Genomic DNA, 13,885 nt, shown 5'->3' on the forward strand with positions numbered 1-13,885 from the left:
ACAGTTGTCAGAGACAGAGGGTGATGCTGGCGGCGCTGACGCACGAGAGGAGGCTCAGGGTGCTGGGCCCGCTGTTGGTGTGCTCGTCGCTCTCCATCGTCTGCAGGTCGAGAAGTGCCATGTCGGTTTCCTTTCCCAGTGTGGGGACGGGGTTTGTCGATCACGACTCCGCCCGGAGGCGCAGCCGCGTTTCAGGGCCGCCGTCGTGGCGGCGGGAGGAACGGCAGGTGAGCGGGGACCGGCGGGTGAGCGGGGCCCTCGCCGTCGAGGGCGGCACCGAGCGCGAGCAGGCACCCTGCCGTTCCGGTGCCCAGGTCCATGGACAGACGCATCATCTGGTGCCCGGGGAAGGCGAGTTGACCCTGATAGGGCATCGCGAACCAGCCGAGCCCGGCGACCTGCGCCGCGAGCTGTTCGGCGGGGGCGCCCGTGCGGCTCAGGTGCAGGATCATTCCGGCCCGGCCCTGGAACAGCCCGGGCTGCGCGTAGAACCGTGAGGTCGCGGCAGTCAGGATTCCCGAACGCGCCCGCTCGAACTCTTCCCGGGAGTCCCGGCCGCCCCCGCCGCCGTCGCCGTCCCCGGCATGCGTGAGGTAGTCGTCGACGACCATGCCGAGCCCGGCGCTGCCGTCCCCGAGATACGGCAGCGTGCGCCAGCCCTCGTCGACCTCCAGACTCCCGCCCCGCTGCACGGCGCAGCGGTCGAGGTCCCGGCGCAGCGCTTCGGCGGCCGTCTCCAGAAGCGCGGGATCACCGGTCGACTCGTACCGGCGCAGCAGGAACAGCGCGGGTCCGGCGGCGCCTCGCAGGAGTCCGGCGCGCCGTTTCCCGGTGTCGGGCCGTGGCTCTGAGAGCCGCTCCTGGAGGATCCGCGCCACCTCGGCCGCCCGCGCGCCCAGCTCCGGCTCCCCGGTCGTACGGCCCAGTTCGTCGAGGACGAGACCGAGCCCGGCGAGTCCGCCGTGGAGATCGGACGACAGTTTCGGCCACTTCTCGTCGAGCACGCTGCCGATCAGGTCCAGTGCCCGCTGCCGGTGCCCGAGCAGGTCCAGTACGTACGCGACGCCCGCGAGCCCGTCGTACAGCCCGAGCGGTGTCCCGACCGGTACCGGGTCGGTGTGCGCGAGCAGCCAGCGCTCGCCCTCCTCGTACCGGTCCGTCCCGGTCGCGGCCAGGGCGTACAGCACGCCCGCGGCCCCGTGCGCGAGGCCGAGGCCGCCGCCGTCGGAGAACTGGGCGATGTCGCCGGGGAAGAGCCGGTCGTCGCGCTCCGGGGTGGCCGAGGCGAGGATCGCCTTGACCATCGAGTCACGGCTGTACGGCCAGTCGCCGGGCTCGGCGAGGGTGGCGAACGATGACACGGCGGCGGGCGCCCCGGCTCCCGGCGCGGTGTCCGAGGAGGCCCGGGCCCGCGGCCCGTGGGTGATCTCGGCCACCGCCTCGTCCAGGAACTCCCTTGGTACGTCCGGGAATTGACCGGCGATGACCTCGGCGAGGTGCGCCGCCTTGGCGCGGTCCACCACGAACAGTGTGGTGACCGGCATGAACAGCGCGAGCCGCAGACAGGCCAGCGCGTACCGGTCCACGTCCGCGCCGGTCCGGTCCGGCGGTGCGAAGAACCCCGGATGGGCGACGACCTGGCGGCCGGCTTCCTCGATCGGCGCCGCCGCCTCGAAGTCGAGGAGGGCGACGGACTGTTCGTCGGGGGAGACCATGATGTTGAACACGTGCAGGTCGTTGAAGGCGATCCCGCGCCCGTGCACCGCTTCGACGGCCCGCTCGACCAGGCGGTGGACGCGCAGCGCCCAGGCCGTGTAGTCGGCGACGGCCGCGGGGTCCGGCTCGGGGCGGAGCAGCGGATGCCGTTCGGCGAAGAAGGAGTTGAGCGGCCGCCCTTCCAGGAAGTCCATGACGAGGAAGCGGTGGTCGCCGAGGGTGAACCAGTCGCGCACCTCGGGCACCATCCCGAGCCCGGACACCCGTTCCAGGGCGTACTTCTCCCGTTCCAGCCGGGCGACGGCGTCCGCCCCGTCGGCGGCGAGCCCGGCGTGCGGCCGTCCCTCCTTGAGGACGACCCTGCGCCCGTCGCGCGTGTCGACGCCCGCGTACACGCCACCGCCGTTGGAGAAGTGCAGGGCCTTCTCGATGCGGTACGGCAGGTCGCCGACCGTCGTCGCGTTGCGCGCCGCGAGCTGGGCCTCCAGGAACGCGGGCAGGGTCACCCACTCCGGCACCTGGAACGAGGGTGCCCGCCGGTCCGGGACGAGCCGGCCCGCGCCGTCCGTCACCGCGGGAACGAGCGTGCCGCGCTCGTCGACGACGAAGGAGCGCGCGAACGCGCCGTAGCGCACATACAGGGGCCCGTCGTTCCAGCGCAGGTCGGTGAGGACGTACGGCCCCTCCAGGCCGTCCAGTAACTCGCCCAACTCCTCCAGCACGAGCCGGAGTTGGTCCTCGTCCGCCGGGTAGAGCGTGACGAACTTCCCACTGGCGTCGCGGGACGCGTACTTGGCGTTCCGCAGATGGAGCAGATGCGGACCCGGCACGAACTTGAACGGGATCAGCCGCGGTACGCAGTAGTCCCACACGGTGGCCGCGATCCGCTCCGCGTTCTCCCGCGTGGCGGACGCGTGGATCTTCCACCCCTGGGTCGGCCCGGGCCGCGGGGTCCCGTCACCGTCGACCGGCGTCAGCGTCAGCCAGTCCCCGATCCGGGCCGCCCGCCACCCCTCGGGCACCGCACGCCGGGCTGTCTCGTAGGAGGGCGTGCTCTCGTGTCCCGCCGCCGACAACCGGTCCGGTGTCTCGTAGAAGTGCCTGTCGGCCAGTGCGTAGACCTCGTACCGCTTGTCCATCGCATCCCCTCGGCGACCGGCCGCGTTCCCCTCGGCGGCTCGCCACAGAGGCTTCCACCCGGTCCGGGCCCGGGACAGTCACGTCTGTCACGAGACGGGGGTGCGGAATGCACGGGCGCTCGGCGTTCGCCGGCTCCCGGACGCTCCGTGGTGCCGCCGACGTCTCCGCGCTCCGGCGCACACCCTTGCCCTCCACACGCAGCGTGACACCATCCGGCGCAGTGCCGGTCGACGGCCGAGGGCGTCCGCGAGGGCGTCCGGATGCCCGCCGTCCGGCCCCTGGGTACGTCGGCGCGACCCGCGACGCGGCCGCGGGAACGGTCACAGGGGCTGCGCGAGCGTCCTGGAAGCGCTCTAATTGCGGACGTGGCCAGTGAGGGAGCTGCGGGACGCAGAACGAGAACGCTGCGTGCCGAACTTGCCCTCAAGATGCTCCACGCCGACCTTGGCTCCCCCGAACGGTTGCGGAGCGTGCTCGAACAGGCACTCGTCTTCAGCGGCGCGACGGTGGCCGCCGGATACGCGCCGGGGGGCGGCGGTGACCAGCTGTGCCTGATCGAGTCCGCTGGCGTACCCCGGACCCTGTACGGGCTGCGCGACAGCTACCCGCTCGGCGGCGGCTCTCCCGCGGCGGACGCCTACCGGCTCGGGCAGCCGCTGTGGCTCAGCCCGGAGGAACTCGCCGTCGACCCCGGCGCCCGGCGGCCACCGGCCGGGGAGTTCTGGCTGGCCGCCCTGCCACTGCCGCCCGATCCGCGCGGCGGCGGCTGTCTGCTCGCCGTGAGCGAGAGCCCGGGCGGCTTCGACACCGAGGACCGCACGTGCCTGGAGCTGCTCGCCGCGGCCGTCGCCTTCCCGACCTCGACCGGCGCGGTGGAGTCGGACGAGCTGCCCAGCAGCTCCTTCAGCCTCGCCATGGACTCCGGGCACGTCGAGGTCGACGACGAGATGCTGGAGCTGTTCGGGATCGGGCCCGACGAGTTCGACGACAAGGTCGAGACCCTGCTGGGGATGACCGTGCCGGAGGACCTGCCCTCGCTGATGTCCGTGGTGGAGTCCGACCACATGTCCCTCGGCGACCGGGAGCTGGAGTTCCGTATCCTCCAGCCCTCCGGCGAGCAGAAGTGGCTCAGGCTGCGCGCCCGGTTGCTGCCCGCCGCCGACGGGCGCCCCTCCCGGCTCGTGGGCACCGTCGCGGACGCCTCCAAGCTGCGGTCCGGCGTCAACGAGGTGGCCCGCGTCCAGCGCCTCGCCGCGGCCCTCGCCACCGCCGGCACGGTCCACGACGTCAGCCAGGCGGTCGTCGCCGCCCTGCGCAGGCCCCTGATGGCGGACCGGATCGCGCTGGCCGAGCTGGAGGGCGACCGCCTCGTCGTCACCGTCCTCGACCCGCCGGAGCCGGAGGCCTGGCCCGAGGTCTGGCGCACCGAGTGGCGCTCGGAGTGGCCCGACGCACCGGTGCGCACCATGCCGACCCTGCAGGCCGCCCTGCGCGAGGGACGCGCGGGGATCTGGCCCGCCGGAAGTCCGCTGGAACCCGCGCTGGCCGAGGTCGGCCCCGGCGGGCTCGCCGTCCTGCCGCTGCCGGCCGCCGGGCGCATGGCCGGCGCCTGCCTCATCGGCTGGGACGCCCCGCACCACTTCGGCCCCGACGAGCGCGCCCTGCTCACCGCCTCCGCCGGCCTCGCGGGCCAGGCCCTGATGCGCGCGCACGCCTTCGACGCCGAACACGAGCTCGTCGGCATGCTCCAGCGCACCCTGCTGCCGCGCCGGCTGCCGACCCTGCCGGGCGCGGTCGCCGTCGCCCGCTATCTGCCCACCACGGCGGGCCTGGAGGTCGGCGGCGACTGGTACGACGTGATCCCGCTGCCCGACAACCACGTCGCCCTCGTCATCGGCGACGTCCAGGGACACAACGCCCAGGCCGCCACCCTCATGGGCCAGATGCGCACCGCCCTGCGCGCGTACGCAGTCGAGGGCCACCCCCCGGACGTGGTGGTCTCCCACGCCAACCGGCTGCTCATGGACATGGAGACCGACCTCTTCGCCACCTGCTGCTACGTCGACGTCGACATGGCGGAAGGCACCGCCTGGTTCGTACGGGCCGGGCACCTGCCTCCCCTCCTGCGCCACCCGGACGGCACCACCGAGATCGTGAACACGGTGGGCGGACCGCCGCTCGGCGTCATCACGCAGGCCGACTTCCCGATGAGCCCGCTGCCCCTGCGACCCGGCACCGTCGTCGCCCTCACCACCGACGGCCTGGTCGAATCCGCCGAACTCGACCTGGAGGACGGCCTGAACCGGGTCGCCGACGAACTGTCCGTCTCCGACCCCGCCCACCTCGGACTCGTCGCCGACGCCCTGCTCACCTTCGCCAACCGCAGCGACGACGTGGCCCTGCTCCTCATGCGCTACGACGGCATGGACCTGCGGCCGCTGCGCGAGAGCTGGACGGTGTGGCGGGTACCGGAGGCCGTCCGGCACGCCCGCCGCTTCACCAGGCGCACCCTGCGGGTATGGGGCGTGGCGGAGGAGTCCGACGCCATCCTCCTCGTGGTCTCCGAACTGGTCACCAACGCCCTCGTGCACACCGAAGGGCAGGTCCGGCTCGACCTCACCCTCATCAACAACCGCCTGCGCCTCGCGGTCGCCGACGCCTCACCGCGGACGCCCATCAAACCCACCAGCATCGGCTGGGAGGCCACCGGCGGCCGCGGCATCCTCCTCGTCGAAGCCCTGTCGGCGGCCTGGGGAACCGTCCCGGTCAGCGGCGGCAAACAGGTGTGGGCCGAACTCGTCCTGACCGACCTGCCCACTCCGGAGTGACCCGCGTGCGCCTCCTCCTGATGTCCGACACCCACCTCCCCAAGCGCGCCAGGGAACTCCCCGCGCCACTCCTCGCCGAACTCCCGCACGCCGACGTCGTGATCCACGCCGGGGACTGGGTGGACACCGCCACCCTCGACCTCCTGGAGAGCCGGTCGAACCGGCTCATCGGCGTGTACGGCAACAACGACGGCCCGGCGCTCAGAGCCCGCCTCCCCGAGACCGCGCACGCCGAACTGGACGGCCTGCGCCTGGGAGTCGTCCACGAGACAGGCACCGCCCAGGGCCGCGAACGCCGCTGCGCCGAACACTTCCCCGACGTCGACGTCCTGGTCTTCGGCCACAGCCACATCCCCTGGAACACCACGACGCCGACCGGCCTGCGCCTGCTCAACCCGGGCTCACCCACCGACCGCCGACGACAGCCGCACTGCACGTACATGACCGCGACCGTGACGGACGGCGAGCTGACCGACGTACAGCTGCACCGGCTGCCGCCCCGCCAGAAAACCAGTGGACGGTGAGTGTCCCGGGAGATGGGATGGGTCGGCCGTATCCCGGTCCGCACCCAGGAGTTGACCCTTGTCATCCGGTGACCCGCACACCCACGACGACCTGACCATCGATACCGGCCTCGTCCGCCGACTGCTCGCCGCCCAGTTCCCGCAGTGGGCGGAGCTACCGATCTCGCCGGTGCCGCGGTCCGGGATGGACAACGCGACCTTCCGGCTGGGCAACGTCCTGTCCGTACGGCTGCCCCGTTACGCGCGCTGGGCCGGGCAGGTGGAGCGGGAGCACCGGTGGCTGCCGCTCCTCGCCCCGCATCTGCCGCTCACGGTGTCCGAGCCGCTCGCGATGGGGCAGCCGGGGGAGGGCTACCCGTTCCCCTGGTCGGTCTACCGCTGGCTGGAGGGCGAGACCGCGACCACCGAGGGGCTCGCCGAGCCGGGCCGGGCGGCCGAGCAGCTGGCCGAGTTCGTCGCCACGTTGCGGAAGATCGATGCCACCGGCGGTCCCGGCCCGCAGTGGAGCAACGCGTTCCGGGGCGTGCCCATGGGCGACGAGCGTGACTCGCTGGCCACCGAGGCCCGTGTCCGGCCCAAGATCGCCGCGCTGAAGGGCATGGTCGACACCGACACGGTGACGGCCGTGTGGGAGGCGGCGCTCGCGGCACCCGCCTGGGACGGGCCGCCGGTCTGGTTCCACGGCGACCTCGCGACCGGCAACCTGCTGTCCGTCGACGGCCACCTCAGCGCGGTCATCGACTTCGGCACGCTGGGCGTCGGCGACCCCGCCGTCGACCTGCTGCCGGCGTGGAAGTTCCTGCCCGACGAGGCGCGCGGAGTCTTCCGCGAGGCGCTCGGCGTGGACGACGCGACCTGGGCACGCGGACGCGGCTGGGCGCTCGCCGGGTCACTGCCCGTGCCCGACGACCCGTTCTTCCAGGAGGATCCGGCCCGCGTGAGCACCGCCCTGCGTCACCTCGACGCGCTCATCGCCGACTTCCGCGCCGACGCCTGAGCCGCAGCACGACCAGGGCCGCGACGACGGCCCCCGCCGCCGCGGCCAGAGCACGCCTGGCGACCGACGGACCCGCCGTGCGCAGGAGATCGATCGGTTCGGCCGGCGGGGACGCGGCCGTGGGCGCGGTGTCGGCCGCCTCGGTGACGGCGGGCTCCGGCCGCTGGAGCCGCTCGGACACACAGGTCGCGAACTGCCCGACCAGCTTGTCGCCCACCTCGGCCAGCACCCCGCGCCCGAACTGCGCCGGACGCCCGGTCACCGTCAGATCGGTCCGGACCGACACCGCCGTGCCGCCGTCGTCCTGTCCGGTGAGCGTGCCCGTGACAGTGGCCCGCGCCGTGCCCTGGCCGCGCGTCTCCTTGCCACTGGCGATGAGCACCATCCGGTACGCGGACTCGTCCTGCTCGTCGAAGACGGCGGTGCCCCGGTACGTCACGGTGATCGGACCGACCCTGACCTTCACCGAGCCGGTCACGGTCTTGCCGTCGTACTCCGCCACCGTCGCCCCCGGCATGCACGGGGCGATCCGTTCGATGTCGAGGAGCAGCGGCCACGCCTCCTCGACCGGGACGGGGACGGTGAACTCGTGGTGCAGTTCCATCTGTTCCTCCTCGTCAGTGTTCCCGCGGGTGGATCGCCCCGGCCGTCGCCGTCAGCGGAGCGCCGCTGCCGCCCCAGCGCAGCGCGACGATCTCGGCGGCGACGGACACCGCCACCTCCTCGGGCGTACGCGCCCCGAGGTCGAGGCCGACCGGCGAGCGCAGCCGGGCCAGCTCGGACGCGCCGAGCCCGGCGTCCCGCAGCCGTTTCATCCGGTCGTCGTGCGTACGACGGCTGCCCATCGCCCCGATGTACGCGGCCGGGCGGCGCAGCGCCTCCGCCAGGAGCGGGACGTCGAACTTGGGGTCGTGGGTGACGACGCAGATCACCGTGCGGTCGTCGGTGGCGGTGTCGTGCAGATAGCGGTGCGGCCACTCGACGACGACCTCCACGCCCGCCGGGAAGCGTTTCGGGGTCGCGAAGACGGGCCGGGCGTCGCACACGGTGACCCGGTAGCCGAGGAAGGCGCCGATCCGGGCCACCGCCGCCGCGTAGTCGATCGCGCCGAACACGAGCATGCGCGGCGGGGGAGCGAAGGAGTGCAGGAAGACCGTCACGGCGTCCTCGCGGCGTTCGCCGCGCGGGCCGTAGTGCCGCTGTCCGGTGGCGCCCAGGGCCAGTTCGCCCCGCGCGTCGGCGGTCACGGCCACGTCCAGGCCCGTCGTGCCGAGCGTGCCGGACACCTCGTCCGCCCAGACGGCGAGCGTCGCCCCGCGTCGCGCCGGACCGTCGGTCACCGTCGCCACGGTCACCGGGCGGCCCGCTGCCACCGACTCCGCCACCGCCCCGAAGGACGGGTCGAGGGCGGGCGTGACGGGCCGTACGAGCAGGGTGATCTCCCCGCCGCAGGTGAGCCCCACGGCGAAGGCGTCCTCGTCGCTGTACCCGAAGGTCTCCAGGCGGGCCTCGCCGGACTCCACCACCTCCTGCGCCAGTTCGAAGACCGCGCCCTCGACACAGCCGCCGGACACACTGCCCACGACCTCGTCACCGGGCCCGACGGCCATCGCGGCGCCCGGATCCCGGGGTGCGCTCCGGCTGACGGCGACGACCGTGGCGAGGCCGAAGGGGGAGCCGGCCGCGTACCACCGGCCGAGCGCGGGGAGAATGTCACGCATCGTTTGTTCCTCTCACCGGCACCGGCACTGCCGCCGCTGCCGCCGGAACCGCTGTCACCGCCGCTGGGGCCGCCGTCCGGCCATGGTCCGGCGCCGGGGAAGCCTCACGCATCCGCCGTTCCATGGTCCGCTCCTCTCACCACCGCCGCCAGACGTTCCAGCGCGGCCAGGCTGTGTCCCTCGACGAACGCGTCCACGCTCGGCAGCGCCGCCGCCATACCGGCCGCCAGAGGCGCGTAACCGGGACGGGCCTTGCGTGGATTCGCCCAGATCACCCGGTGTGCCAGCCGGTGCAAGCGTCGCATCTGGGCCGCGAGCAGCGCCGGATCGCCACGTTCCCAGCCGTCCGACAGCACGACGACCACCGCACCGCGTGCCATGCCGCGCTGCCCCCACCGGTCGAGAAAGGCCCGCAGCAGCTCGCCGATCCGGGTGCCGCCGCGCCAGTCCGGTACGGCCGCCGCGACCGCGGCCAGCGCCGTGTCCGGGTCGCGGTGCGTCAGCTCACGGGTCACCCGGGTCAGCCGCGTACCGATGGTGAACACCTCCGTACGCACCCGGGTACCCCGCGCGGCGGCGTGCGTCGCGGCGTGCGCGAAGCGCAGCAGGGCGTCCGCGTACGCCGCCATCGAACCGCTCACATCCACCAGCAGCACGACCCGTCGCGGCCGCTCGGCCCGGGCCCGCGACCGGGGCGGCGCGGGCTCGCCGCCCCGGCGCAGCATCTCCCGCACGGTGCGGTGCGGATCGACGACCCCTCGCCGGGCCGGCCGCAGCCGCGCCGTGCGCCGGGGCTCGGCGTGCCACGCGAACGCGGCCAGCAGACGCCGCAGTTGACTTCGCTCGGCCTCACTGAGCCCGGCGAAGTCGCGGTGCCGCAACACTTCGGCGGAGCTCGCGAGGACAGCCGTCGGCATGGCGCTGTCCCGCTCACCCCCGTCCGGCGTACCGGGAGCGGGCCCCGCGTCCCGCACGATCGCCCGCAGCCGCGGCGGGGGAGCGGCGCGCACCGCCCTGCCCTTCGCCCCCGAGCCTCCGAAGTACGCGGCGAACACCCGGTCGTACCGCTCCAGATCGTCCCGGCTCCCGCACAGCGTGAGCCGCCCCGACCAGTACACGTCGGACCGCTCCCCGGGCCGCAGCACGTCAAGCGCTCCGAGGAACGCCTGTACGCGGTCGGGTCCCGCGTCGACCCCGGCGGAGCGCAGGGCGCGGGCGAAGCCGACCAGGACGGCGGGCGCGTCGACCGTGACCGCTCCGGTGCGGTCGTCGACACCGGCGTCGCTCTCCATCCCCGCTCACCCCAGCCCTTCGCCTCACGCCCCGCGCACCGCGAGCAGTCCCGCCAGATCTAGGCCGCGGGCCTTCTCCACGTCCTCCCGGTACTTCAGCACCGAGCCCAGCGTCGCGACCGCCAACTCGGCGTCGGCCTCCGTCGCGCCCAGCGCGTCCAGCGCCTCCGCCCAGTCGATCGTCTCCGCGACGCCCGGCGGTTTCACCAGGTCCTCCGCGCGCAGCGCCTGCACCAGGCCGGTCACCTGCTCGGCGAGCCGTGCCGTCACGCCCGGCAACCGCCTTCGTACGATGGCGAGTTCGCGGGCGAAGCCGGGATGGTCGAACCAGTGGTACAGACAGCGCCGCTTCAGTGCGTCGTGCACCTCGCGGGTCCGGTTCGAGGTGAGCACCACGACCGGTGGCACCTCGGCGCGCAGGGTGCCGAGTTCGGGGATCGTGACCGTGTACTCGGACAGCAGCTCAAGGAGGAATGCCTCGAACTCGTCGTCCGCGCGGTCGATTTCGTCGACGAGCAGGACGCACGGCTGGGTCTCCAGTGCCCGCAGCAGCGGCCTGGCGACCAGGAACCGCCGCCCGTACAGCTCGCTCTCCAGCCGGTCCGCGTCGGCGACTCCCGCCGCCTCGGCCGCCCGCAGGTGCAGCAGTTGGCGCGGGAAGTCCCAGTCGTACAGCGCCTGCGCGGCGTCGATGCCCTCGTAGCACTGGAGGCGGATCAGCGGAGCGTCCAGCGCGGCGGCGAGGGCCGATGCGAGCGAGGTCTTCCCCACGCCCGCGTCACCCTCGCAGAAGATCGGCCGACGCAGTCTCAGCGCCAGGAAGCACGCGACCGCCAGCCCGTCGTCGACGAGGTACCCCGTCGCTTCAAGCCGCTCCCGCACATCATCGGGCCGCACGAGCCACTCAGGCCCCTTGGCGGCCGCCTGGTCACGGGCCGACCTGCCGCCGGGCGCTTGGTCATGGGCCGCCCTGTCACTGGGCACCTAATCACCGGCCGACCTGCCGCGGGCGGCCTGGTCACGGGCTGACCTGTCGCCGGGCGCTTGGTCACGGACCGCCTGGTCACCGGCCGACCTGCCACCGGCGACCTGGTCACTGGCCGGCCTGCCGCCGGGCGCTTGGTCACGGGCCGACCTGTCACTGGCCGACCTGTCACGGGCCGACCTGTCACTGGCCGACCTGCCACCGGCCGCCTGGTCACTGGCCGACCCGCCACCGGCCGACCCGCCACCGGCCGCCCGGTCACCGTCGGTCGTTCCCGCGTCCGGAGGCCTTCCGGCGGGCAGGTCCTGGGCGGCGGCCGGTCTCCCGTCGGGCGGTCGCCGGGCGGTCGGCGCCCCGGCGGCCGAGCCCTCGCCCGGTCCGGACGCCGGCTCGGGGCCGTCCGGCCGAGCGGTCGGACTCACCCCATCCCCGCGGCCGCCAGCACCGCCCGGCGCGTGAGCACGCGGGCGAGATGCGCGCGGTACTCGGACGAGGCCGAGGGATCGGCGGACGGACGGGTCCCGTCCGCCGCCGACCGCGCGGCCCGCGCCACCCCGTCCGCGGCGACGCCCGCCAGCGCTTCCTCGGTCGTCGTCGCCCGCAGCGGAGTGGACCCCATGTTCGTGAGCCCGATCCGCGCCTCGGCGATGTGTCCGTCGTCGCGCCGCACGAGCGCCGCCACACCGACCATCGCCCAGGCCTGTGCCACCCGGCTGAACTTCTCGTAGCGGAAGCCCCATCCGTCGCTCTCGTCGGTCTTGGGCAGCCGTATCTCCACCAGCAACTCGTCGGGCCGCAGCGAGGTCTGGAGGTAATCGACGAAGAACTCCCGCGCCGGGACGGTCCGTTGGCCGCCCGGTCCCGCCACGACCAACTCCGCGTCCAACGCCAGCGCCACCGCCGGCAGATCACCGGCGGGATCGGCGTGCGCGAGCGAGCCGCCGAGGGTGCCCCGATGGCGTACGGCGGGGTCGGCGACCGTGGCCGTGGCCGCCGCGAGGAGACCCGCGTGGCGGCGTACCAGCGGATCGGCGAGGACGTCGTGGTGCGTCGTCATCGCGCCGATCACGAGCGTGCCGCCGTCCTGGCGCACACCGCGAAGGCCGGGTATCCGGCCGACGTCCACGACGAGTTCGGGAAAGGCGAGCCGCAGCCTCAGCAGCGGCAGCAGGCTCTGCCCGCCCGCCAGTACCTTCGCGTCCTCGCCCGCCTCGGCGAGCGTGCGCACGGCCTCGTCGACGCTCGTGGGCCGGGCGTACTCGAATGCCGGAGGAATCATGCCGAAGCCTCCTTCGCGGTGTCACCGGACTCAGTGGCCCGAGCCGACTGAAGGGCCTCCCAGACCCGCCCCGGCGAACAGGGCATCGCCACGTCGTGAACGCCCAGAGGGCGCAGCGCATCCACGATCGCGTTGACGACCGCGGGCGTCGAGGCGATCGTCCCCGCTTCACCAACTCCCTTTACCCCCAAGGGGTTTGAGGTAGCCGGTGTTTCCGTGCGGCTGGTCGTGAACTCCGGCAGGTCCGGCGCGGAGGGCACCAGGTAGTCGGCCATGGTGCCGGAGACCAGGTTGCCCTCGTCGTCGTACACCGCCTCCTCGTACAGCGCCTGCGCGATCCCCTGCGCGAGCCCGCCGTGCACCTGCCCCTCGACGATCACCGGATTGACGACCCGGCCGACATCGTCGACGCAGACGTACGAGCGAATCGCGGTCCGTCCGGTCTCCGTGTCGACCTCGACCGCGCAGAAATGGGTGCCGTGCGGGTAGGAGAAGTTCTCCGGGTCGACCAGGTGCTCGGCGTTGATGGTCGGCTCCATGCCGTCGGGCAGGTCGTGCGAGGAGAACGTCTCGAAGGCGACCTCCTGGATCGTCCTCCGCGCCTCGGGCGAGCCCTTCACGGAGAACACGCCGTCCGTGAACTCCAGGTCCTGCTCGCTCGCCTCCAGCAGGTGCGCGGCCACCTTCCGCGCCTTGTCGACCACCTTCCGGGCCGCGTGATGCACCGCCGCGCCCCCGACGACCAGCGACCGCGACCCGTACGTGTCCATGCCCTGCGGCGCCGACTTGGTGTCGCCGTGCACCACCTCGACGTCGTCGAAGGGCACCCCGAGCGCGTCGGCGGCGATCTGGCTCCAGCAGGTCTCGTGCCCCTGCCCGTGCGGGCTGGTGCCGGTCACGACCTCGACCTTGCCGGTGGGCAGCATGCGGATGCTCGCCGCCTCCCAGCCGCCGGCCGCGTACCGCAGATCCCGCAGCACCCGGCTCGGCGCGAGCCCGCACATCTCGGTGTACGTGGACACACCGATGCCAAGGCGTACGGAGTCACCGCTCTCGTTGCGCTTGCGCTGCTCGGCGCGCAGCTCGTCGTACCCGAACAGGGCGAGTGCCTTGTCGGTCGCTGCCTCGTAGTTGCCGCTGTCGTAGGTCAGACCGGAGACCGACGTGTACGGGAACTCCTCGTGCCCGATCCAGTTCCGGCGCCGCAACTCCACAGGGTCCAGGCCGACTTCGACGGCCAGCTCGTCCATGATCCGCTCGATGGCGTACGTCGCCTCAGGGCGTCCGGCACCCCGGTACGCGTCCGTGGGCGTGCGCGTCGTGAACACGCCGGTGCATGTGAAGTCGTACGCGTCCATCTTGTAGATCGCCGGGTACATGAAGGCGCCCAGGATCGGGATGCC

General features: G+C 73.3%; 12 protein-coding genes. 4 read left to right on the forward strand and 8 right to left on the reverse strand.

Going from position 1 to position 13,885, the window contains the following annotated elements:
• Positions 1 to 7: 7 nt before the first annotated feature.
• Both AB0I18_RS39475 and lanKC read right to left on the reverse strand, forming a co-directional pair.
• Complete coding sequence (locus tag AB0I18_RS39475; RefSeq protein WP_363110551.1) at positions 8 to 121, reverse strand: SapB/AmfS family lanthipeptide; 114 nt, start codon at positions 119 to 121, stop codon at positions 8 to 10.
• Positions 122 to 191: 70 nt separating this feature from the next.
• Positions 192 to 2,855, reverse strand: a complete 2,664-nt coding sequence (lanKC, locus tag AB0I18_RS39480) for a class III lanthionine synthetase LanKC (protein ID WP_363110552.1) — start codon at positions 2,853 to 2,855, stop codon at positions 192 to 194.
• A 357-nt stretch (positions 2,856 to 3,212) separates the two neighbouring features.
• On the opposite strand from lanKC, the gene AB0I18_RS39485 reads away from it, so the two are divergent.
• From AB0I18_RS39485 to AB0I18_RS39495, 3 genes are read left to right on the forward strand one after another with little or no spacing between them, the layout of a single operon-like run.
• Positions 3,213 to 5,684, forward strand: coding sequence for a SpoIIE family protein phosphatase (locus tag AB0I18_RS39485; protein ID WP_363110562.1), 2,472 nt, complete (start codon positions 3,213 to 3,215; stop codon positions 5,682 to 5,684).
• A gap of 5 nt (positions 5,685 to 5,689) precedes the next feature.
• Complete coding sequence (locus AB0I18_RS39490) at positions 5,690 to 6,208, forward strand: metallophosphoesterase (protein WP_363110553.1); 519 nt, start codon at positions 5,690 to 5,692, stop codon at positions 6,206 to 6,208.
• 58 nt (positions 6,209 to 6,266) lie between these two features.
• On the forward strand, positions 6,267 to 7,205 hold the full coding sequence (locus tag AB0I18_RS39495; protein WP_363110554.1) for an aminoglycoside phosphotransferase family protein: 939 nt from the start codon (positions 6,267 to 6,269) through the stop codon (positions 7,203 to 7,205).
• Here AB0I18_RS39495 and AB0I18_RS39500 read toward each other — a convergent pair.
• From AB0I18_RS39500 to AB0I18_RS39515, 4 genes are all read right to left on the reverse strand, one after another.
• Positions 7,177 to 7,809: an SRPBCC family protein gene (locus AB0I18_RS39500; protein WP_363110555.1), complete on the reverse strand. Its 633-nt coding sequence runs from the start codon at positions 7,807 to 7,809 to the stop codon at positions 7,177 to 7,179. The genes AB0I18_RS39495 and AB0I18_RS39500 overlap by 29 nt on opposite strands.
• 13 nt (positions 7,810 to 7,822) lie before the next feature.
• The gene (locus tag AB0I18_RS39505) at positions 7,823 to 8,926 is read right to left on the reverse strand and encodes an XdhC family protein (RefSeq protein WP_363110556.1); all 1,104 of its coding nucleotides are present in this window, start codon (positions 8,924 to 8,926) and stop codon (positions 7,823 to 7,825) included.
• Positions 8,927 to 9,030: 104 nt separating this feature from the next.
• Positions 9,031 to 10,218, reverse strand: a complete 1,188-nt coding sequence (locus AB0I18_RS39510; protein WP_363110557.1) for a VWA domain-containing protein — start codon at positions 10,216 to 10,218, stop codon at positions 9,031 to 9,033.
• Positions 10,219 to 10,242: 24 nt separating this feature from the next.
• Positions 10,243 to 11,115, reverse strand: a complete 873-nt coding sequence (locus tag AB0I18_RS39515) for a MoxR family ATPase (protein WP_363110563.1) — start codon at positions 11,113 to 11,115, stop codon at positions 10,243 to 10,245.
• 208 nt (positions 11,116 to 11,323) lie between these two features.
• Between AB0I18_RS39515 and AB0I18_RS39520 the strand changes: the two genes are divergently transcribed.
• Positions 11,324 to 11,662, forward strand: a complete 339-nt coding sequence (locus AB0I18_RS39520) for a hypothetical protein (protein WP_363110564.1) — start codon at positions 11,324 to 11,326, stop codon at positions 11,660 to 11,662.
• Here the strand turns inward: AB0I18_RS39520 and AB0I18_RS39525 are convergent.
• Positions 11,622 to 12,482, reverse strand: coding sequence for a xanthine dehydrogenase family protein subunit M (locus AB0I18_RS39525; RefSeq protein WP_363110558.1), 861 nt, complete (start codon positions 12,480 to 12,482; stop codon positions 11,622 to 11,624). The two genes, AB0I18_RS39520 and AB0I18_RS39525, sit on opposite strands and share 41 nt — an antisense overlap.
• A partial coding sequence (locus AB0I18_RS39530) for a molybdopterin cofactor-binding domain-containing protein (RefSeq protein ID WP_363110559.1) occupies positions 12,479 to 13,885 on the reverse strand: 1,407 nt, incomplete at its 5' end. The genes AB0I18_RS39530 and AB0I18_RS39525, both read right to left, overlap by 4 nt.

The organism is Streptomyces sp. NPDC050704 (genome assembly GCF_040654355.1).
GTDB lineage: Bacteria > Actinomycetota > Actinomycetes > Streptomycetales > Streptomycetaceae > Streptomyces.

Excerpts from the sequence above, each read along its gene's own strand:
- AB0I18_RS39510 (WP_363110557.1), bottom strand. The coding sequence starts at position 10,218 with ATGGAGAGCGACGCCGGTGTCGACGACCGCACCGGAGCGGTCACGGTC.
- AB0I18_RS39505 (WP_363110556.1), bottom strand. The coding sequence starts at position 8,926 with ATGCGTGACATTCTCCCCGCGCTCGGCCGGTGGTACGCGGCCGGCTCC.
- AB0I18_RS39525 (WP_363110558.1), bottom strand. The coding sequence starts at position 12,482 with ATGATTCCTCCGGCATTCGAGTACGCCCGGCCCACGAGCGTCGACGAG.
- AB0I18_RS39500 (WP_363110555.1), bottom strand. The coding sequence starts at position 7,809 with ATGGAACTGCACCACGAGTTCACCGTCCCCGTCCCGGTCGAGGAGGCG.
- AB0I18_RS39475 (WP_363110551.1), bottom strand. The coding sequence starts at position 121 with ATGGCACTTCTCGACCTGCAGACGATGGAGAGCGACGAGCACACCAAC.
- lanKC (WP_363110552.1), bottom strand. The coding sequence starts at position 2,855 with ATGGACAAGCGGTACGAGGTCTACGCACTGGCCGACAGGCACTTCTAC.